This is a genomic window from Rhodococcus sp. LMD (assembly GCF_056108245.1).
The window spans coordinates 1605689-1626904 of the sequence record NZ_CM148557.1 but is presented as its reverse complement, the minus strand read 5'-3'; the positions used below and the strand labels follow the sequence as shown (position 1 = coordinate 1626904).

Annotated in this window: 18 protein-coding genes; 3 read left to right on the top strand and 15 right to left on the bottom strand. The window is 72.0% G+C overall.

What is annotated here, in order from left to right:
* Positions 1-42 precede the first annotated feature (42 nt).
* From ACWPQI_RS07645 to ACWPQI_RS07575, 15 genes are all read right to left on the bottom strand, one after another.
* Positions 43-978, bottom strand: coding sequence for a LysR family transcriptional regulator (locus ACWPQI_RS07645; RefSeq protein WP_040275651.1), 936 nt, complete (start codon positions 976-978; stop codon positions 43-45).
* Between the two features lie 224 nt (positions 979-1202).
* Entirely contained in the window at positions 1203-2528 is a 1326-nt protein-coding gene (locus ACWPQI_RS07640) for an MFS transporter (RefSeq protein ID WP_010592360.1), read from the bottom strand.
* A gap of 51 nt (positions 2529-2579) precedes the next feature.
* Complete coding sequence (locus ACWPQI_RS07635) at positions 2580-4040, bottom strand: benzaldehyde dehydrogenase (RefSeq protein WP_474738713.1); 1461 nt, start codon at positions 4038-4040, stop codon at positions 2580-2582.
* A 301-nt stretch (positions 4041-4341) separates the two neighbouring features.
* The gene (locus ACWPQI_RS07630; protein ID WP_017681881.1) at positions 4342-5481 is read right to left on the bottom strand and encodes a CaiB/BaiF CoA transferase family protein; all 1140 of its coding nucleotides are present in this window, start codon (positions 5479-5481) and stop codon (positions 4342-4344) included.
* Between the two features lie 74 nt (positions 5482-5555).
* A complete protein-coding gene (locus tag ACWPQI_RS07625; RefSeq protein WP_010592363.1) occupies positions 5556-6737 on the bottom strand; it encodes a mandelate racemase/muconate lactonizing enzyme family protein in 1182 nt (393 codons plus the stop codon).
* A complete protein-coding gene (locus ACWPQI_RS07620) occupies positions 6734-7987 on the bottom strand; it encodes a CaiB/BaiF CoA transferase family protein (RefSeq protein WP_010592364.1) in 1254 nt (417 codons plus the stop codon). The genes ACWPQI_RS07625 and ACWPQI_RS07620 overlap by 4 nt, the downstream gene beginning before the upstream one ends.
* Positions 7984-9171 carry an acyl-CoA dehydrogenase family protein gene (locus ACWPQI_RS07615; protein ID WP_017681883.1) on the bottom strand — a complete coding sequence of 396 codons (1188 nt, stop codon included), beginning with the start codon at positions 9169-9171 and terminating at the stop codon, positions 7984-7986. Before ACWPQI_RS07615 ends, ACWPQI_RS07620 begins: the two co-directional genes overlap by 4 nt.
* Positions 9172-9375: 204 nt before the next feature.
* Positions 9376-10299: a LysR substrate-binding domain-containing protein gene (locus ACWPQI_RS07610; protein WP_010592366.1), complete on the bottom strand. Its 924-nt coding sequence runs from the start codon at positions 10297-10299 to the stop codon at positions 9376-9378.
* A 34-nt stretch (positions 10300-10333) separates the two neighbouring features.
* The gene (locus ACWPQI_RS07605) at positions 10334-11308 is read right to left on the bottom strand and encodes a hypothetical protein (protein ID WP_010592367.1); all 975 of its coding nucleotides are present in this window, start codon (positions 11306-11308) and stop codon (positions 10334-10336) included.
* A gap of 12 nt (positions 11309-11320) precedes the next feature.
* Positions 11321-11944: a hypothetical protein gene (locus ACWPQI_RS07600; protein WP_010592368.1), complete on the bottom strand. Its 624-nt coding sequence runs from the start codon at positions 11942-11944 to the stop codon at positions 11321-11323.
* Positions 11941-13596: an NERD domain-containing protein gene (locus tag ACWPQI_RS07595; protein WP_099528170.1), complete on the bottom strand. Its 1656-nt coding sequence runs from the start codon at positions 13594-13596 to the stop codon at positions 11941-11943. The genes ACWPQI_RS07600 and ACWPQI_RS07595 overlap by 4 nt, the downstream gene beginning before the upstream one ends.
* A 4-nt stretch (positions 13597-13600) precedes the next feature.
* Positions 13601-15685, bottom strand: coding sequence for a hypothetical protein (locus ACWPQI_RS07590; protein ID WP_010592370.1), 2085 nt, complete (start codon positions 15683-15685; stop codon positions 13601-13603).
* Between the two features lie 105 nt (positions 15686-15790).
* Complete coding sequence (locus ACWPQI_RS07585) at positions 15791-17026, bottom strand: type II toxin-antitoxin system HipA family toxin (protein WP_010592371.1); 1236 nt, start codon at positions 17024-17026, stop codon at positions 15791-15793.
* Positions 17027-17031: 5 nt separating this feature from the next.
* The gene (locus ACWPQI_RS07580; RefSeq protein ID WP_010592372.1) at positions 17032-17274 is read right to left on the bottom strand and encodes a helix-turn-helix transcriptional regulator; all 243 of its coding nucleotides are present in this window, start codon (positions 17272-17274) and stop codon (positions 17032-17034) included.
* Positions 17275-17443: 169 nt separating this feature from the next.
* Positions 17444-17635, bottom strand: a complete 192-nt coding sequence (locus ACWPQI_RS07575) for a hypothetical protein (protein WP_010592373.1) — start codon at positions 17633-17635, stop codon at positions 17444-17446.
* A gap of 416 nt (positions 17636-18051) precedes the next feature.
* Here ACWPQI_RS07575 and ACWPQI_RS07570 point away from each other — a divergent pair, with 416 nt between their 5' ends.
* The 3 genes from ACWPQI_RS07570 to ACWPQI_RS07560 are packed head-to-tail and all read left to right on the top strand — an operon-like array spanning position 18052 to position 21202.
* On the top strand, positions 18052-19278 hold the full coding sequence (locus tag ACWPQI_RS07570) for a CaiB/BaiF CoA transferase family protein (RefSeq protein ID WP_017682394.1): 1227 nt from the start codon (positions 18052-18054) through the stop codon (positions 19276-19278).
* A gap of 26 nt (positions 19279-19304) precedes the next feature.
* Positions 19305-20243, top strand: coding sequence for a beta/alpha barrel domain-containing protein (locus ACWPQI_RS07565; protein ID WP_474738840.1), 939 nt, complete (start codon positions 19305-19307; stop codon positions 20241-20243).
* On the top strand, positions 20225-21202 hold the full coding sequence (locus ACWPQI_RS07560) for a glycerate kinase (protein WP_010592376.1): 978 nt from the start codon (positions 20225-20227) through the stop codon (positions 21200-21202). The genes ACWPQI_RS07565 and ACWPQI_RS07560 overlap by 19 nt, the downstream gene beginning before the upstream one ends.
* The last annotated feature ends 14 nt before the right edge of the window (positions 21203-21216 follow it).

The following is a 21216-nucleotide window of genomic DNA, read 5'->3' as shown; positions in this document are numbered from 1 at the left end:
CTGGTTCCCCGGAAAATCCGTGGTACTCCGGGTCGTCGCAGGTCAGGACCTCGCGGACGGTGCCCCGCCGGTGGACGCGAAGTGAATGAAGGCTCGTGTCACCCGGCTGAGCATCGAGTCCTGATGCCACGCGACGACCACGTCGACCGAATCCGGAACCGGGTCGACGAGCGGCCGGACGACGAGCGGAAGATTCTCGTACGTCACGTCGAGCGGGGGCCGCTGCAGCAGCAGGGTCCACCCGAGTCCACGGCCGACGAAGGCTCGCGCCGTCTCGTAGTTGGAGGTGCGGTAGGCGACGCGCGGCGCGAACCCCGCGCCCCGGCACACCTCCATCGCGTGGTTGCTGCTGGGCGGCGCGTCGAGCAGCACCATCGGGTCGTCACGCAGATCGGCCAGCCGCACCGGACCGTCCCCGCCGGCGAGACGGTGGTCGGAGCCGAGCAGCACCGTCGGCTCGCGCGTCATCAGGGTCGCCTTGCGCCATTCCGCGGACAGTTCGAGGTCGTAGACGATCGCGAGGTCGAGTTCGCCGTTGTCGAGCTGGGTGCGCAACCGGTTCTGGGTGTCCTCCCGGAACTCGACCCGCGCCCGCGGGAAGCGCTGGGTGAATCCGGCGAGCAGCGCGGGCAGCACCGTCGGTCCGAGGGCGGGATAGCACCCGATGGCGACGGGTCCGGCCACACCGCCGCCCGCGCCCACCGCGTCCGCCTGCAGTTCGCCCGCCTGGTGCAGCAGCACGCGGGCGCGGGCGAGCACCGCCTCCCCCATCGCCGTCAGCTGCACGCCCCGCGCCCGCCGTCGCACGGCCAGCTGCGTCTGGAGCGACTTCTCGAGGTCGGTGAGTGCCGCGGACAGCGCGGACTGCGACAGGTGCAGCCGCTCGGCGGCGCCGCTGATCGTTCCCGTCTCGGCGACGGCGACGAACGCCGCCAGCTGACGCATGGTGAAGGTGGGAACCGCGTCGGGCCGGGTCATGCAGGCAACGGTATCGAGCGGGAGCCTTTCGTCCCCAGCGGGAGGTTGTCGCCGGTGCCACTCGACGGATGGCGCAGCGACCGCCCGGTGGTCGCGGCAACCTCCCGCTCCCCGGGTCCGCGCCGGTCCGGCGGGCGCGCAGCACCAGCAGCGCGACATCCCGACCTCGACTACGCGCGGCGGGGCCGGGCACCGGTGCGGTGCCCGGCCCCGGGTGACGCGGATCAGGCGCTCAGGTCGACGTCCTTGCTCTCCTTGACGAACAGGGCCAGGACCACGGCGCTGAGGGCGCACCCGGCGACCAGATAGACGATCACGCTGCCGATGGAGCCGGAACCGGCGTACAGCGCGGCGACGATGACCGGGGTGAAGCCGGCGCCGAGCAGGCTGCCGATCTGGTAGCCGAGCGACGCGCCGGTGTAGCGGGCGCGGGTGCCGAACTGCTCGGCGAGGAACGCCGGCATGGGACCGAACGTCAGCGACTGCAGGACCGAGCAGGCGATCACGAAGGCCAGCACGACCAGCAGGAAGTTGCCGGACGAGGCGAGCTGGAACAGCGGCCACGCCAGGACGACCATGCCGACGAAGCCGGTCATCATGACGGGCTTGCGCCCGTAGGTGTCCGACAGCCGGGCGGCGCCGAGGATGCCGAAGATCGCGACGAACTGGCAGATCGCGAAGGCGTTGAGGCCGGCCGAGCGCGACACGCCGTTCTCGGCGGCGTAGCTGATCACGAACGTCGAGAACAATGCCTGGATCACGAAGGGCGCGGTGCACACCAGTCCCGCGAGGATCAGGGTGCGGGGGGCCCGCACGATCGTCAGCAGCGGGATGGGTTCCTTGGTGTGGGACTTCTTCTCCTCGGCGGCGCGCAGGGCCTCCTCGAAGACCGGGCTTTCGGCGATCCGGGCCCGGACGAACAGGCCGACAGCGAGCAGGACCGCGGAGAACAGGAACGGGATGCGCCAGCCCCACGAGAGGAAGTCGTCCTCCGGCAGCTGGGCGGCGAGCGAGAGGGCGACCGTGCCGAGCACGGCGCCGGTGGGTCCGCCGGCGTTGGTGAACGCCGCCGCGAAACCGCGGTTGCGGCCCTTGACGTGTTCGAGCGACATCAGGGCCGCCCCGCCCCACTCGCCGCCGATCGCGATGCCCTGCACGGCGCGCAGCAGGATCAGCATCACCGCGCCCCAGGTGGGGATCGCCGGGACGAGGCCGATGAGGAACGAGGCGACGCCCATGATCGTCATCGACAGCATGAGCATCTTCTTGCGGCCGACGCGGTCGCCGAAGTGGCCGAAGACGATGCCGCCGAGCGGACGGGACAGGTAGCCGATGGCGAACGTCGCATACGAGGCGATCAGCGCGAGGCCGGGGCTCAGGTTCGCGAAGAACACCGGACCGAACACGAGCGCGGAGGCGGTCGCGTAGAGGATGAAGTCGTAGAACTCGACGGTGCTCCCGAGGTAGCTCGAGAAGACGACGCGACGGATGTCCTTGTTCCGCTCCGCCGGTGCGGCGACGGCCGTGCGTTCTGGGTCAGCGAGGGTCATGGTGGGTCCTTACTTTGCGAGGACGATGCTAGATCCGGTCGGCGGTGCCGCTCAGAAGGGGTAAGCGGGCACGTCGCGGCTGACGGTGATCCAGCGCGACTCGGTGAACGCTTCGATGCTGTTGGCGGCACCGCCGAAGCGGGCACCGTTGCCGGAGGCGCCGAGACCGCCGAACGGGATGTTGGCCTCGTCGCCGACGGTCTGGTCGTTGATGTGGGCGATGCCGGTGGGGATCCGGTCCGCGAGCGCGAGACCCTTGCCGACGTCGCGGGTGAAGATGCCGAGCGAGAGCCCGTAGTCGGTGTCGGTGGCCAGCGCCACCGCCTCGTCGAGGGTCGAGAACTTCACGACCGGAGCGACGGGCCCGAACACCTCTTGGGCGTAGGCGGGCGCACCGGCCGGGACGTCGGCGAGGACGGTGGGCCGGTAGAACAGGCCCTCGTAGGTGCCGCCGGCGACGAGCCGGGCGCCGGCATCGACCGACGCGGTGACCAGGGCATGAATCTTCTCGAGCTGACCCTGGTCGATGATCGGCCCGAGCGCGACCTGCTCGGTGACGGGGTCGCCGACGGGCAGTGCCTCGGCCTTGGCGGCGAGCTGGGCGACGTACTCGTCGTAGACGGACTCGTGCACGATGTGCCGGCCGGTGGTCATGCACACCTGGCCCTGGTGCAGGAAGGATCCGGCGGCACCGGCCGAGACGGTGGCGGCGAGGTCGGCGTCGTCGAGCACGACGATCGCGGAGTTGCCGCCGAGTTCGAGGTGGACCTTCTTGAGGTTGCGGGAGGCGGCGGCACCGACGGCCCGGCCGGCCGGGGTGGAACCGGTGAAGGAGATCACCGGCACCCGCGGGTCGTCGACGAGCGCGGCGCCGACGTCGGCGCCGGCGGGCAGCACGGACAGCACCCCGGCCGGCAGGCCCGCCTGCTCGAAGATGCGGGCGAGCGCCACGCCGCCGCAGACCGCGGTACGCGGGTCGGGCTTGAGGATCACGGCGTTGCCGAGGGCCAGCGCCGGCGCGACGGAACGGATCGCGAGGATCAACGGGAAGTTGAACGGCGCGATGACACCGACGACCCCGACGGGGACCCGCTTCGACATGCTCAGACGCGGTGCCTCGCTGGGCAGGATCTCGCCGAGCGCATGGGAGGGCAGGGCCGCACCCTCGTAGCACTCCTGCTCCGCGACGTGCGTCTCGAGTTGCGCCTTGGGACGCAGGGAGCCGGACTCGCGCATGATCCAGCGCTCGATCTCGTCGGCGTGCTGCTGCCACAGGTCGCCGGCCCGGCGCATGACCGCGGCACGCTCGGTGTGCGGGCGGGCCGCCCAGTCGCCCTGGGCCGCGACGGCACGGTCGACCGCGCGCTCGAGGTCCCCCTCGTCGGCGAGGCCGGCGCTGCCGAGCGTCGCGCCGGTCGCCGGTTCGACGACCTTGATCTCACCGCCCCCGCCGGGGGTCCAGTCCCCGGTGAAGATTTTTCCCTGCCAGATGGATTCGTCGAGAAGGGCCATCACGAACTCCTTGTGTACGGGTGCCGGACCGGCCGGCGGGCGACGCGGGACGCGGCGGGCGCGATTGCGGGTGAAGGGACGGCCGAGACGGCCGGACAGTGCGGGCCGCACGGTGCGGACTGGGCGCTCGCTCGGTGGAGCGAGCTCTCCGTTCGGCCCCTGAAGTATGGGTCACGTCACATTGACGTGAAAAGCAGAATTAGCCGGTGATATTCCCCAGGTCTGCTCAACAACGGCGACATGCGGGACCGCGGGCGGCACCGGAGCCGGTCGCCGCCCGCGGATCGGCCGAGTAGGCAGGTCAGGAACTCGGCACGGCCGGGTCGAGAACGCCCCAGGTGCGCAGGATCTCATCCGGATCGTCCTGCCCGGGCACGGGCGGGGCCGTGGGCCGGCCCGCCGGTGTACGCGAGAAGCGGGGCGCGGGCGCAGGTTCGGGGTGACCGTCCCGGTACAGGAAGGTGCCCCGGGCGGTGAGGTGTGCGTCCGCGGGCGCCTCGGTCATCGAGAGGATCGGCGCGACACACGCATCGGTGTCCCGGAAGATCGCCGCCCACTCGTCGCGGGGGCGGGTGGCGAACACGCCGGCGATCCGCGCGCGCAGCTCCGGCCAGCGCCGGCGGTCCCACTGCCCCGGCAGCGCACCGTCCGCGTCGAGGCCGAGGCCCGCGAGAAGCCGCGCGTAGAACGGCGGTTCGAGGGCCGCGACCGCGACGTGCCGCCCGTCGGAGGTCTCGTACACGTCGACGAACGGTGCCCCGGAGTCGATGAGATTGGTGCCGCGCTCGTCGTTCCATGCGCCGCCGGCGAGCATCGAGTACGGGTTGGCCATCAGGTGTGCGACGCCGTCGACGATCGCGGCATCGACGACCTGACCGCGCCCGGAGCGCTGCACCTCCCACAGGGCGGCGAGAATGCCGGACACGAGATACATTGCGCCGCCGCCGAAATCGCCGACCAGACTGAGGGGCAGCTGTGGCGGTCCCCCGGCCCGGCCGATCGCGTGCAGCGATCCGACCAGGGCCTGATAGGTGGGGTCGTGCCCGGCACGCTGCGCGAGGGGCCCGTCCTGCCCCCAGCCGGTCATCCGGCCGTAGACCAGTTTCGGGTTGCGCGCCCAGCAGTCCTCGGGGCCCAGACCCAGGCGCTCGGTGACGCCGGGCCGGTAGCCCTCGATCAGCACGTCGGCCTTCTCGGCCAGCGCGAGCACGGTGGCGAGCCCGTCGGGGTCCTTCAGGTCGGCGGCGATCATCCGTTTGCCGCGCTGGAGGGTGTCCAGCCGCGGGTCGATGGGCATGGTGAACCCGGCGCCGGTGCGTTCGACGCGCACGACGTCGGCGCCCTGGTCGGCGAGGAACATCGCGGCGAACGGCGCGGGACCGAGTCCCGCCAGTTCCACGACCTTCAGTCCGGCCAGCGGGCCCTGCCGAGATTCGGTCATCGTGATCTACTCCTGCAGGTGAGGGTGCGGCCGGCGGCACACGACACGGCCGCCGGCCAGGGGTTCGTTACCGTCTAGACTCCGACGAGTTCGCCGACGGTGACGGTCTGCTTGCCCTCGGTGATGTGGGCGGCGATGAACTCCTCGTTGAGTTCGATCCCGAAGCCCGGCCCCTCGTTCGGGTAGAGCTTGCCGTCGGCGAAGACCGGGACGTTCAGGGCGATGTCCTGCGTGATCGTCTGCTCGGCGTTCTCCCACTGGTTGTTGATGATCAGCGGACCGAGGTTCTCGTGGGTGAACTGCGACGCCCAGTTGTTGGCGATCATCAGGTGCGCCGAGGGGCTGGCCTCGAGACCGGAGCCGATCATGCACCCGCTCATGACGGCCATGTCGGCGAGGCGGGCCATCGTCAGCCAGCGCTGCGCCTTGAGCAGGCCGCCGGCCTTCTGCATCTTGATGAACAACCCGTCGGCCGCGCGACGTTCGATGATCTCCCGGATGTTGTGCAGCTCCTGCGCGGACTCGTCGGCGAAGATCGGCGTGTCGATGCGGGTGCGCAGGCGCGCCATGCCCTCGATGTCCCAGTGCGGGACGGGCTGCTCGATGCACTCCATGCCGTACCGGTCGAGCCGGCGCATCGTCTTCAGGGCCTGGTCGTAGTTCCAGAAGCCGTTGGCGTCGACCACGATCCGCGCCGAGTCACCGAGTGCGGCCCGGACCTCGCGGACGTTGTCCACGTCGTGGTCGGAGTTGCCGTCGGACTTGAGCTTGATCAGGCAGAAGCCGTTCTCGTGAGCCTGGACGGCCTCGGCGACCACCTGGTCGACCGGTCCGGCGGACGCGACCCAGCCCTGCACGGAAGCCTCGGCGTTCTTGCCGCCGAGCAGCTGGTACACCGGTACGCCCAGCGCCTTGCCCTTGAGGTCGTGCAGCGCGAAGTCGACGAGCGCCTTGGCCTGGTTGTTGTCGCGGACGAACGTGTCCATCTGCCCGACGATCTTCTCGATGTTGAGCGGATCCTGGCCGATCAGGAAAGCCGGGGCGATGTGGTTGGCGATCATCGCCGTCATCGACTCCTGGGTCTCGCCGCGGTACCAGGTGGAGGTGTCGCCGCTGTCGCCGTAGCCGACGATTCCCTCGTCGGTGTGCAGCTTCAGCACGACGGAATGGATGTGGGTGATCCGGGTTCCCGGCATGATGAACGGCTTGACGAGCGGGGTGGAGACCGGGATCAGTTCGACCTTGGTGATGATCATGCGACGTGCTCCTGAGCGGACGAAGGAATGACGGTGGCGCCGGCGTCGGCCAGAGCCGTGAGTTCTGCGGTGTCGAGGCCGGCCTCGCGGAGGATCTCGACGGTGTGCTCGCCGACGAGCGGAGCGCGGCGCTCGATCGTGCCCGGGGTGTGGGAGAGCTTGGCAGGGATGCCGGGGACGGTGACCGCACGGCCGTCGTGCGGGTGCGTGACGGTCGGCAGCATGTCGCGGGCCCGGAAGTGGGGGTCCGCGAAGATGTCCGCGGCGTCGAGGATCGGGCCGAGCGGCACCTTGCCGCCGAGCAACTCGACGAGTTCGGCGACGGTGTGGGTGCGGGTCCAGGCGTTGACCACCTCGTAGACGGCGTCGCGGTTGAGCCACCGGTCGTGGTCCGTGGCGAACCGGGGGTCGTCGACGAGTTCCGGCTGACCCATGACGGCGGCGAGCTTGGCCCACTGCGGATTGTGCGGGGCGCCGAGCGCGACGACGCCGTCCTTCGCCTGCACCGTGTCGAACGGCGCGAATCCCTGCAGCTGGTTGCCGAGCGGCCCGGGGACCTGACCGGTGTGGCCGTAGGTGTTGACCACGACCTCGGAGATCGCGAGCACGGCGTCGGCCATGGCGACGTCGACGTACTGACCCTGCCCGGTGCGCTCGGCGTCCCGCAGCGCGGCGAGGATGCCGAACGCGGCGAACAATCCCGGAACGGTATCTCCCACACCGGATCCCACCCGGACGGGGTGCGCGGCGTCGGTACCGGTGATGGACATCAGACCGCCCATGGCCTGCGCGACGATGTCGAAGGCCGGCCAGTCCCGGTAGGGGCTGTGCCCGCCCGTCTTGTCGCCGAAGCCGCGGATCGAGGCGTAGACCAGGCGGGGATTGCGTGCCGCGAGGGTGTCGTAGTCGAGACCGAAGCGGTCCATGACGCCGGCGGTGAAGTTCTCGACGACGATGTCGGCGTCGTCGATCAGGCGCAGCAGCACGTCGCGGGCCTCGGGCTTCTTCAGGTCCAGCACGAGCGACCGCTTGTTGCGATTGGCCGACTGGAACACCCCGCCGTAGTCGCGGGGTTCGTCGTCGGAAGCGAACGGGCCGGCGTAGCGGAGGAAGTCGCCGCGCGGCGGCTCCACCTTGATCACGTCGGCGCCCTGGTCGGCGAGCAGCGACGTGCAGAACGGCCCGGCGAGGGCCTGGGTGAGGTCGACGACCCGCACCCCGTCGAGGGCGCGGCGGGCAGTGGTGTTCATGCGGTGGCCTCCCGCCCGAGCAGCGCGCGGCCGATGACGACCTTCTGGATCTGCGGGGTGCCCTCGCCGATCTCGAGGCCGGAGACGTCGCGCAGCATGGCCTGCAGCGGCAGTTCCTCGGCGAAGCCGCTGTGGCCGTGGGCGACGATGCAGTCCCGGATGGTCTGCAGCGAGACCTCGGTGGCGTAGAGCTTGGTCATCGCGGCCTCCTTGGTGAAGGGCTTGCCGGCGTCGGCGAGGGAGAGGGCGCGGTAGGTGAGCCAGCGGGCCGCCTCGAGCTTGGTGGCGTTCTCGGCGATCGGGAAGGACACCCCCTGGAACGAGGAGACCGGCCTACCGAATGCCTTGCGGGACTTGACGTAGTCGATGGTGATGTCGAGGGCCTTGCGGGCGACGCCGGTCGACATCAGGCCGATGACCGAGCGGGTGTAGTCGAATTCGCTCATGACGAGCCGGAATCCGTTGCCGACACCACCGATGACGTACTCGTCCGGGACGAACACGTCGTCGAGGAACACCCCGGCCCGGCCGAGCGGCTTCCAGCCGGCGTCCGGGAACTTCTGCATGCTCACACCCTCGGCGTCGAGGGGCACGAGGAAGGCGGTGACGCCGGATTCCTCCGGGGTGGCGCCGCGGGCCTTGACGAACGTGATCATCGCCTTGGCGTGCGGAGCGAAGGTGATGGACGTCTTCTCGCCGTTGAGCTTCCAGCCGCCGTCGACCTTCTCTGCCTTGGCGCGCATGGCCATCGCGTCCGAGCCGCTGCCCGGCTCGGTCAGGCCGAGGGCGACGACGTGGCGGCCCTCGACGATGCCGCGCACCCAGTCCTTCGCGACCTCGGGGGCGAGGAAGCGCTCGAGCAGCGGGCCGGTGAGGTTGTTCGTGTAGGCGAGCTGGGTGAGATAGAAGTTCGAGTAGGCCAGTTCCTCGTGGGCGATGCCGAGGTGGGTCTTGGTGAGCACCTCGCCGATGCGGCCCTGGCCGCCGTTCTCCTCGGAGACGCCGAGCCCGAGAAGGCCCTGCGCGGCCATCTTCTCGGCGAGATCCCACGGGAACTCCTCGCGGTGGGCGCGTTCGAGGTAGCTCTCGGCGTGCGGTGCCGCGAACTCTCGGACCCACTGGGCGAACTCCTCGTATTCCGGCGCGAAGAGAACCGGCGGGTGCAGGGCGTCCGTGGCAGACATGATCGATCTCCTCGAAGTGGTTGTGAATCAGCGCTTGTCGTCGGCGCCGGGAAGAACACCCGGGCCGCGCGCTGCCGATCAGCGCGTCGGAACCCAGTATGTCCGCAGTCACAACCCCAGAAAAGAACAAGAATGTGTTGATGGTTATGAGTAAATGTGTGGTGTGTCTTTCGGGCGGCCCTGGCAGCCCAAAGGAGACACCGCCTACAACTGTGGCACCCGGACCGTGGCGAAGGAGATGAACTCGCGCACCACACGGCTCAGGATCACGTCCGGGCGCCACGCGATGACCAGCCGCACCGGATCGAGCGCCGGCACGTCGATCGGCAGCAACACGATCTTCAGGCCCCCGTAGGTGCGGTTGACCTGCGGCTGGTGCAGCATGATCGTCCAGCCCAGGCCCCGGCCGACGTACGCCCGCACGGTCTCGTAGTTCGCCGACCGGTACTCGATCCGGGGCGTGAACCCGGCCCGTGCGCACACCTGCAGCGCGTGGGTCGATGCCGGGGCCGCGTCGAGCAGCACCATCGGTTCGTCCCGCACCGCCGCCAGCTCCACCGGGCCGGGCGTCGCCGCCAGCCGATGGCCCGCCGCGACGACCAGGGCCGGGCGTCTCGTCATCAGCGTGGCGGTACGCCAGGTCGGCGGCAGCTCGAGGTCGTAGGTGATCACCGCGTCCAGCGCCCCGCCTTCGAGGCGCTCGGCCAGCTCGTCGGCCATCGCCTCCCGGAACTCGAGTGACACCCGCGGATGCAGGTCGGTGAACTCGGACAGCATCGGCGGCAGGATCGTCGGCCCGACCGTCGTGTAGCACCCGATGGCGAGACGGCCGGCGAGCTCGCCGCCCGAACCGAGCATCTCGTCCTCGATCTCGCTCGCCTGCTGCAGGAGCGTCCGCGCCCGGGCCAGGAGCGACTCCCCGGCCGGCGTGAGCTGCACGCCGTGGGCGCGGCGGCGCACGCACAGCTGCGTCGAGAGGGCCTTCTCGAGTTCGGTGACCGCCAGCGACACGGCCGACTGCGAGACCAGCAACCGTTCGGCCGCCGCGCTGATCGTGCCGGTCTCGGCGACGGCGACGAAGGCGACCAGTTGCCGCATCGTGAAGGCCGGCGCCCGATCGCTGCTCATGAATCGATCATATGGGCGGTCCGCCCCGGGGCCGTCAGGCGTCGGGAGCGGTCGTCAGCGGCACGTCGCCGTCCGGCCGCCGGCGGGGCTCGGCGACCCGGTGCAGCCCCCGGCCCAGCTTGCCGACCCCGGTGGTGCCCGCCCCGACCGCCCGGCCGCCCAGGGTGCGGGCGCTGTCGCCCAGCGTGCGGGCACTGTCGCCCAGCGTGCGGGCACTCTCGCCGAGGGCACCGCCCGCGGCCCGGACCGGCTTGCCCAGCTCCACCAGGTTCTCGGCCACCGCCGGGTCCTCGGCCTCGAGAGCACGCTGCGCGGCGCTGCCGAACGCCGCGGCGACGTCGTCCAGGTCCGTGCGGAACCGGGCGATGTCCCGCTTCACCCGGGCGGACGACAGCCACCGCACCAGTTCGAACGGCGTGAGGCCCGCGTAGCTCGCGAGCCGCGCGCGGGCGCGCAGCAGCAGCGCGACGTCCCGCTCGACGCGCCCGGCCAGCGACGTGCCGATCGTCGCGCGTTCGTGCTCGAGCCGGTCCGGTTCGGTGGTACGCACCTGCTCGAGCCGCAGCCGCTGCCACAGGTTCAGCGAGTCCTCGACGAGCACGAGCAGCTGCAGCGTCTCCCCGAGTCGGTCGGTCGCCACGGCCTGCTGCAGGCAGGCCACCCGGTCCTGCGCGGGTGCGTCGACGGCGAGCCCGTCGAGCAGCCGTCCGGCGTGGGCGTGGAGCCGCTCGGCTCGATCGGCGAGGACGTCGCCGAGCCCGCGCACCGATTCCCAGTCTGCAGCGCGCAGCCGGCCGGTGCCGTCCAGGATCCCCGCCACCCGGGTCAGCGCGTTGTGATGGTCGACGGCGTCCCCACCGTCGGGGGCACCGACCAGCTCGAGGATCTCCGCGGAGAGCTCGTGCACCCGCGCGACGGCGGCCTCCACCGAGACGATCGCGGCCCGCAGGGCGCGGGCGACGGCGTCGTCGGCGGGACCCGGTTCCTCGAGGTGCACGTCGTCGGTCATGGCTCCATGGTGCTACGTGCGCGCGACGGACGCAGCAGGATCCTTCGCGGCGAGCAGGTGGCGGATGCCGTAGCCGGTGACGAGGGCGGTCACGAACGCCATCAGCAGGCCGCCGAGCACCCCGATCGCCGCGACGAGCCACCACGGCTGACCGGGTTGCCACAGCGGGGTGCACACCAGGAGGAACACGGTGAGGCCGGCCAGCCACGCGGCTGCGGTCCACACGATCCAGCGCCCGGCACGGGCGACGTGCCGGCGCAGCTCGAGCCACTGCGCGAATCCGATGGACGCCAGCAACGCCACGCCGAAGACGACTCCGAGCGCGATCGGGAGCGCCATCGGCCATGCGGACCACGTCTCGTGGAACGTCGAGGGCGACATCCCGAGCAGGTAGGCGCACGCCGCGGCGACGCCCGTGCCCAGCACCCAGCGCCGCACCGACATCGCCGGCAGCCGGCGTCGCAGCACCCGCGCCTGCGACCAGCCCAGCACCGACCCCTCGACGACACCGGCGGCCATCAGCGCCGGTAATGCCGCGGCACTGTCGAACAGCACGGCACCGACGACGGCGGGAACGAGGAATCCGGCGAACTCCCCCGCCGTCGCCGACACGGTCCAGTCCCGCAGCAGACTCATCGGCCGAGCCCCAGCCGGGCCGCCAGTTCCGGCCCGCCGACCTGCCGGACGAAGTCCGGGTCCCCGCACACCACCAGCTGGTCGCGGGCCCGGGACAGCCCGACGTACAGCCGCTCGCGGGAACGCTCCTGCGGCTGTGTCTCGTTCACCGCGAGCACCACCGCCCGGCGCTCGAGTCCCTTGAAGCCGAGGACGTGCCCGTAGAAGACCTGTTCGGTGTCCCAGAAGCTGTCCCAGTACGCCGCGTTGCCCTCGGCCTGCCGCGCCACCTGCTCCGGGTGCCGGCTGCCCGTCGCGAGCAGCGCGACGTCGCCGGGCCGCCAGCCCTCGTCGAGCAGGGCGTCGACCCGGTCGTCGGCCACGGCGAGCGCCTCGTCGCCGCGGCACGTGACGAACTGCACGTCGGGTCCCTCACCGCCGAGCAGCCGCATGCGCTGCCCGACGAGCGGACCGAAGGTCCCGGCGATCTGCCGGGTGTTGCGCAGGTTGTGGTCGAGCACCAGCGGGACCAGTGGCACCGGGGGCCGGCCCTCCCGGTCGAACACCCGCTGCGCTTCGTCGGTGAACACGTGGATGCCGCTGGTCTCCTCGTCGCGCAGGGCGGCCATGATCGGATCCCACCAGGCGTCGGCGAAGTCCTGCGCCTCGTCGACGACGACCGCGTCGAAGCGCTGTCCCTCCGGCAGGGACCGGGCCAGTTCCGTCATCTGGGCGGGCAGGTCGTGTTCCCAGAAGCGCACGGTGTCGGCGGTCCGCAGCGCCTCGTCGGGGCCTTCGGCCGCCCCCCACAGCCGGCCGAGGGCGTGGAACTCGCCGACGTAGGCGGGCCGCTTCTTCCGGTTCCACGTCCCGGTGATCCGCTGCAGGTAGGACGCGAGACCGTGCGAATAGCAGATCAACGCGACGCGCTGGTGCTGCTCGGCGAGGCGCCGGGCCTGCTCGAGCGCGAGGAACGTCTTCCCCGTGCCGGCGCCGCCGCGCACCTCGACACGGGTCAGCAGGCGGGTCGCGTCGAGGATGACGGCCTGCTGCTCGGTGAGCCGGTCCGCGGCGTCCTCGTTGGCGACGGCGCGCGAGACCACGTCGCGCTGCGGCAGGCCCCGGCCCGCGAGGACCTCGGCGAACCGGTCGACGCCGTCGGCGGTGAGGGCCGGCCGGTCGAGCTCCTGCTTGTCGAGCACCGCCCGCAGTCGTTCGGCGATGCTGCCGAGGTCGTTGCGATCGATCACCTTCCACCGCGGACACTCGGGCAGGGCGAAGTCGGCGCGGATCTCGGTGTGGGGCAGGACGACGAAGTGGTCCCAGCGCAGCCGGCCCTGCGTCCAGCGAGGATCGGCCTCGACGTAGCGCCGCAACGCGTAGCAGGACTGGAGCACCTGCCGGACCGGATCGATCGACCGGTCCTTGCCCTGCCGGGCCTGCACCCACTGGAAGCCGTCGTGCCACACCTGACCACCCTTGACCTCGAGGCACACGATGCCGTGGCCCTCGAGCGCGACGACGAAGTCGATCTCGTGGTCCTTGAGGTGGTCGGTGACCCGCAGGCCCGCCGCGACGAGATCCCCGTCGCCGAGCTGCCGGACGAGTGCCTCCCAGACGAGGCGTTCGGCGTCGTTCGCCAGCAGTGGGCGCTCGGGTCTGCGGATCGGCATGCGCTCAGCTTGGCACGCGCACCCACGCCTGCTCGAGCAATGCGGTCACTTCGGCCTCGTGCCGGGCCCGGTAGGCACTGAGCACCCGGCGCGGGCGGGTCTCGTCGCCCAGACCGACGGCGGCCGCGAAGGCCGGCGCGACGCCCTCCTCCGGCACGATCTCCGGGGCCGAGTGGCCGATGAGGGCGAGTGCCTTGCGCAGCGGTTCGGCGTTGTCGGCGACGGTGCGCAGCGGGAGCACGTCGAATCGTCCGCCGGGGTGGAACTCGAGGAACATCTCGTTGCCCTCGTCCACTCCGAGATCCTCGAGGAACCGTCGCACGCTGCCGAGATGCGGGGACGCACCCGTCCAGCGCACGACCTGGGTGCCCAGCCGGGACGACAGGGCGACCTCGCGTCCCGGGGCGCAGCCGATGACGCCCGCGACCGCGGACGGCACCGGGAAATCGGCGCCGCGCAGGTGGTCCCGCGTGGCGGTGACCCGCAGCCGCCACACGTCGCCGAGGCGGTAGAGCCGGCGGGTGCGGTGCGGGGGCTTGACGCTCACGTGGGTGCGACGGCGCCGGCGCACCCGGCCGTCGACGATCTCGAAGTCGCCGCTGCCGGCGAAGATCCGGGCGCTGGTCGGCGACACCCCGAAGCGTTCGACCAGACGGTCGACGACACGTTCGAGGTCGGCGGAGCCGCCGTCGGCGTCGACGATCCGGGCGATGCGGCCGCGCACCGCGCCCGCCTCGTCGGTCTCCCATTCGGTGAGCGACCACCGGCCGTTCTCGGCGAGCGAGAACCGCTCGTCGGCGCCCATCGCGTCGATCACGGCGGCGGGACCGGCGGGGGTGCCCATGCGGTCGACGAGCTCCGCGGCCGTGAGCGGATCCCCGATCACCTCGAGCACCGCGGCGGCGTGATCGGCGAACGCGGACTGCCGGGTCAGAGCACGGCCCTCGAACATCGGGACGCCGCACCGGTGCAGCCACGCGGCGAATTCCGCGGCGGGCAGGTTCCACACGACGGCGACGGCTGCGGGTTCGACGACCCCGTTCGGGGATTCGAACTCGGCGAGCAGCGCGTGGGTGTGGCGCTCGGCTTCGGGGAGGCCCGGGACCGCGACCCACCCGTCGGCCACCTCGAAGCGATCGTCGAGGCGCGCGAGCGCCCGCCACAGCGGCACGTCGAGTCCCGGAACAGGCTGGGCCAGCTCCGGTCGCAACCCCAGGATCCGCTCGAGGGCGGCGACGGGGCGGACATCGACGCGCAGCGCCGCGAGCAGATCGCCGACGGCGGTGCCGAACGCGAAGGTCGACGGAGCGTCCGGGTCCGGCGGCTCGTCGCCGAGCACCCGGCGGCGGATCGCGTCACGCTCGGGTGCGGACAGCCCGGCGACGTACGCGGCGAGCTCGTCGAGGGCCCGCTGCGGCGCGGGCACCGGCAGGTCGCGGGCGGTCAGGGCGGCGATGCGCGCGGCGACCTGCTGGATCTCCTCGGGGGTGCCGTCCTCGAGTTCGACCCGCACCAGCGGCCGGTCCGGGTCGGCGCGCAGCGCGCGCCACCGTGCGAGCGCGACGAGGTCGTCGAGCAGCAGCGACAACGCGGGCGGGAGCGTGGGGGCGTCGGTCGCCACTCGCAGCGACGCCGGATCCCGCAGGATGGCGAGGACGAGGACGGCCTGCACGATCTGGTGCACGGTCTCCGGGCCCGCGCCGCGCACGGAGAACAACGCGGCGGGCGTGTAGCCGAGCAGACCGGCGGTGGTCGCGGCGCGGGGCAGCCGCGCGACGGTGGCGGCGGCCCGGGTGCCGAGACCGAGCGCGGCGACGGGGACGTCGACGGTGTCGGCGATGCCCGCGGAGAACACCAGATCGGGATGCTCGGTGACGTAGATGCGGGCCAGTTCCCCACAGATCGCCACGACGTCGGCGGAGGCGGCGGTCTCCGCCGGGGACCGGCGTTCCCACCAGCGCTCGTCGGGTGCGAGGGCGGCCAGTTGCGCGTTGCGGGCCGAGCCGTACCGGTCGAGCCACGGCATCAGGTCGATCCAGACGTACTCGCTGAGCATCCCGGGGGACAGTGCAGTCGACCACAGCGACACGACCCGGTGCTCCTCTTCGATGCGCGACTGGCGACCGCGGTCTCGTGCGGGACGCCCGCCGGGGACTCTACCGGCCGGCGGTCCGGCCGATGCACGACGACCGGATCAGCCGAGTTCGTCGGCGCGCCGGACCAGCATGTCCCGCAGCCGGGCCGTGTCCCGCTCACCGAACCCGATCTCGGGGAGACGGTCGAGGCCCCCGGCGATCCCGCGCCGGATCCCGTCGAGCATCCGGGTGACGGCGCGTTCGGGCACCCCGAGCCGGCCGCCGGACTCGACGAAGTGGCGGCGGGTGAGCTTGTTGCCCTTGCCGTACAGGTCGAGGGCCATCGGGTCGCGCCAACCGAGGTAGGGCTGGGTGCACAGGAGGTCGTAGGCCGGGGTGACGGCCCACAGCCCGGCCTCGGTGAGGCGGATCGAGAAGTTCTTCCCGTGCAGGTCGCCGTTGCCGACGGCGTACGAGTACGCCACCAGCCGCAGCAGTTCGAGGGTCGCGACGCGGGCCGATCCGCCGCCGCGCTCGCACGCGGCGGCCAGCGCCTCGACGACGCGTTCGGTCTTCAGCCGGTACTTGGCCGCCGGGTAGACACCGAGGACCTGGCAGGCGTCCTCCTGCGCGGTGCGGTGGACGGTGTGGCCGGGACCGATCCATCGGTCGAAGCGGGCGACGAGCAGTCCCGCGTTGCCCCTGCGGTCGTAGACCAGCTGGTGTCCGGCGACGGCGAGGCCGCAGGCGGTCGCGAGACCCATGAAGAAGTGCTCGTTCTCGACCAGGCGGGGGTAGCCGCGGGGCGGTGCGAGTTTGAGGATGGCGGGGCCCTGCACCGTCGCGACGGGGGCGGAGTACATCTGGGCCGACACCTTCGCCTGCACTCCCGGCAGGGAGGTCGGGTCGAGGACGACGGACTCGTGGCCGGAGATCCGGTCGAACAGCTCGTGCAGGTCCTCACGCCGGACGGCCTCCGGGTCCAGCAGGAGCGTCGACGTCGGGGGCCGGGCGCCGGCGGGGAGCACCCGCACATCGCCGATGGTGTCCGCGCCGACCGCCATGAGAATGGTGAGGTGGTCGTCTTCGGAGGTCTTGGTGGCGGCGACGGCGCCGCGGAGCCGGATGCCCTCGGGCAGCAGGCCGGCGAAGAACGGGGGCACGCTGCCGCCGCCGGCGCGGACCTCCTCCGCGGTCTTCGGCACCGTCCACGCGAGGGCGGGGGCGGCCGGATCGTCGAGGTAGTCCTGCGCGTACCGGAACACGACATCGTGGCCGTCCCGGGCGAGGTGCCCGGCCAGGCGGTCGCCCTTGTACACGTCGGCGCTGTCGACGGCGACGAGGCGTTCGACCACCCGGCTCACCCGGCCCGGTCGCCGCGCGAGGTGAGGGTCAGGTCGCAGCCCAGCGCGTCGGCGATGGCCACGACGAGATCGAGTTGCACGGTGGCGCGGCCGGACTCGAGCGACTGCACGCTCGAACGCGACACACCGGCGAGGTCGGCCAGTTCGGCCTGGGTGAGGCCGAGCCGGTGCCGACGGTCGACGAAGTGGTCACCGAGACCGCCGCGTCCCGTGCGGGCGCGACGACGGGGCGTGGCCACGGCCTCTCCTCTCTGTGCTTGCGACGGCAGGCATTGATGCGAGTGTGCCCCCACTGCGCGCGATTGTCCAGGGTTGTGCCTGCCATGACAGGCTCAAGGAGGAGAGGGTGCGTCTGCCGACGCGCGTCCGCTGCTTCGGCCTGCCCTCGCAAGCCCAGCGTGCGGGCGGTCAGGGTGTGACGCGCTCCGGTTCGACCTCGAGCTGGGCCGCGGGCCGGAGCCGCAGCAGCACCAGACCCGCGACGGACGCCACGATCAGTGACCCGACGGCGCCGTGCACATGCAGCGCGTTGACGGCGACCCCGGCGCCGACCAGCCCCACCAGCAGCGCACACCACAGAACGACTTTCGCGACCACCATGACCCAAGCACCTTCCCGAGGCCCCCTGCCCGAGAGGAAGAATAGTGCGCCAGGTCACACGAGCGCGGGAGGGTCGCGGCGTGTCCACCACGGGGAACGCATCGCACCCGCTGCGGCGCAGCACAGGGCACACCGCTGCGGCGCAGCACAGGGCACACCGCTGCGGCGCAGCACAGGGCACACCGCTGCGGCGCAGCACAGGGCACACCGCTGCGGCGCAGCACAGGGCACACCGCTGCGGCGCAGCACAGGGCACACCGCTGCGGCGCAGCACAGGGCACACCGCTGCGGCGCAGCACAGGGCACACCGCTGCGGCGCAGCACAGGGCACACCGCTGCGGCGCAGCACAGGGCACACCGCTGCGGCGCAGCACAGGGCACACCGCTGCGGCGCAGCACAGGGCACACTGTTGCCCATGAACTCGGAGGAGATCCTGCGCCCTCTCGAAGGCATCCGCGTCCTCGAACTCGGCAACTACATCGCCGCGCCCACCGCGGGCCGGCTGCTCGCCGACTTCGGCGCGGAGGTCATCAAGGTCGAACGGCCCCGCACCGGCGACGAACTGCGCAACTGGCGCCTGTACGCCGGGGACACGTCGATGCTGTACCGCACGGTGAACCGCAACAAGAAGTCCATCGTGGTGGACCTGCGCACCGAGGCGGGCCGGGCCGTGATCCTCGATCTGGTGCGTCACTGCGACGTGCTGCTCGAGAACTTCCGGCCCGGCACCCTGGAGAGGTGGGGAATGGGCCCCGAGGTGCTCGCGCAGATCAAACCGGACCTGGTGATCACCCGGATCTCCGCGTTCGGCCAGACCGGCCCGCTCGCGGAGCGTCCCGGATTCGCGGCCGTGGCCGAGGCCGTGGGCGGGTTCCGGGAACTCGTCGGGGACCCGGACCGGCCGCCGGTGCGGGTGGGGGTGTCGATCGGCGACTCCATCGCCGGGCTGTACGCGGCCTTCGGCTCGGTCACGGCGCTGCTGCAGCGGCAGCTGATCGGGTCGCTGCCGCCGGCGAACCGGGTCGTCGACGTCGCCCTGAACGAGTCGATGCTGTCGATGATGGAGTCGCTGATTCCCGACTACCTCGCCTACGGGGTCCGGCGGGAACGGGTGGGCGGCCGCATGGAGGGCATCGCCCCCTCCAACGCCTATCCCTGCTCGGACGGCACCTCCGTGATCATCGCCGGGAACGCGGACGCCATCTTCCAGCGCTACATGCGCACCATCGAGCGACCCGACCTCGCCGACGATCCCGACCTCGCCACCAACGCCGGTCGCTGGGCCCGCCGGGAGGAACTCGACGCCGCGATCGCCGACTGGACGCGGCGTCGGCCGCGCGACGAGGTGCTCGGGATCCTCGACGCCGCGGGGGTGCCGAGCGGGCCGATCTACACGGCGGCCGACATCGTCGACGACGAGCAGTACCGGGCGCGGAACATGATCCAGCACTTCGCCGTCGACGTCGGCGAGGACGAGCCGAAGCAGGTCGGGTTCCCGGGCATCGTCCCCGTGCTCGGCGGCCGGTCGCTGCCCATCCGCCACGTCGGACCGGATCTGGGCGAACACACCCGCGAGGTGCTCGGGGGTCTGCTCGGCCGGACCGAGGCCGAGATCGACGAGCTCCTGGAGGTGGTGTCGTGAGTGGCGGTGTGGTGCGCGGTGGTGTGATGAGCGGTGGTGTCGTGAGTGCCGGGGCACCGCAGCTGCGCGACGTGACCCTGCGCGACGGGCTGCAACTGACCGGCAAGGTGCTGCCCACCGAGCGGAAGGCGCAGATCGTCCGCGCCCTGCTGGCCGCCGGCGTGCCGCAGCTAGAGATCGGCTCGATGGCCCGGCCCGACCTGGTCCCGCCGATGGCCGGCACGGTCGAGCTGATCGGGATGCTCACCCCCGAGGAACTCGACCGCTGCTACATCTGGGTGGCCACGCCGCGGCACGTGGAGAAGGCGGCCGCCGCCGGCGCCCGGCACTTCCAGTACTGCCTGTCGGTGTCGGACGCCCACAACCGCGCCAACATCGGACGGGACACCGACGCGAGCCTCGCCGCGATGCCCGCCGCGGTGGAACACACCCGCGCCGCCGGCGGCACCATCCAGCTCTGCCTCGCCACTGCATTCACGTGCCCGTTCGACGGGCCCGTCGACCCCGACCGGGTGCTCGAGATCGCGTGCGACCCGCGCGCCGACGGCGCCGCCGACATCGTCCTCGCCGATACCCTCGGTCAGGCCGTGCCCGCGCAGGTCGCGGCGCTGGTGTCCCGGGTACGTGCGGACTCTCCCGCCCGCCGCATCGTCTTCCACGGCCACGACACCTGGGGCCTGGGCGTCGCCAACAGCCTCGCCGCGATCGAGGCGGGCGCTGCGGTGGTGGACGGCTCGCTCGGCGGACTCGGTGGTTGCCCCTTCGCACCCGGCGCGAGCGGCAACACCGCGAGCGAGGACCTGCTCTTCGCCACCCGGCCCGCGTGGCTGACCCCGCCGGTGTTCGCCGACCTGGTCCGGCTGGGCGAGTCCGTCGTCACCGAGCTGGGCGAGCCGAACCGCGCCCGCGCCGCGCAGGGTGCCCGATCCGAGGCCGCGGCGTTCGAATGGGTGGTGCGGCGGTGAAGGTGCTGATCGCCCCGGACAGTTTCAAGGGCACGTACCGCGCCGCCGAGGTGGCCGACGCCGTGGCGGCGGGCGCGGAATCGGCCGGGCTCGAGACGATCCGGATGCCGGTCGCCGACGGCGGCGACGGCACCCTCGCGGTGCTCACCGGCCCGCTCGGTCTCGAGCTGATCGAGATCGACTCCGTCAATCCGTGGCGCGCCCCGTGTGCGGGTTCGTTCGGGCTCGGCGAGGACGGCACCGCGGTCGTCGAGCTCGCCACCTTCAGCGGAATCACCACACCGCACAAGGGCTTCCGCGATCCGATGACGGCGGACACCTACGGCACCGGGCTGGCGATGGCCGAGGCCGTGCGGCGCGGCGCCACGCACGTCGTCGTCGCGGCGGGAGGATCGGCCACGACCGACGGTGGGCTCGGTGCGATCGCCGCCGTCATGGACGCCGGCGGCCTGGGTACCGCCACCGTCACGGTACTGACGGACGTGACCACCCGCTACACCGACGCCGCGCGGGTGTTCGGCCCGCAGAAGGGCGCGGACGCGACAACCGTGGAACGGCTCACCCGCCGCCTCGAGGACGCGGCCGTGACGTTGCCGCGTGATCCGCGGGAGGTGGACGGGACCGGCGCGGCCGGGGGTTTCGCCGGCGGCATGTGGGCGCAGTTCGGCGCGGATCTGCGCTCGGGAGCCGACTTCGTGCTCGACGCGCTCGGGTTCGACACCGCACTCGCCGGCGCCGACCTCGTCGTCGTCGGCGAAGGACGCCTCGACGGGCAGTCCCGCTCGGGAAAGATCGTCTCGGCGATCCTCGCCCGGGTGCACGCGGCGCCGGTCGTGGCGGTGGTGGGATCCGTGGGCGACGACCTCGGTGACTACCGGGACCGGTTCGCGGAGATCATGATCGCCACCGATCTCGACGCCCTGCGCGCGGCCGGTGCCCGGCTCGCACGCCTCGGCTGACTCGGTCGCGACCG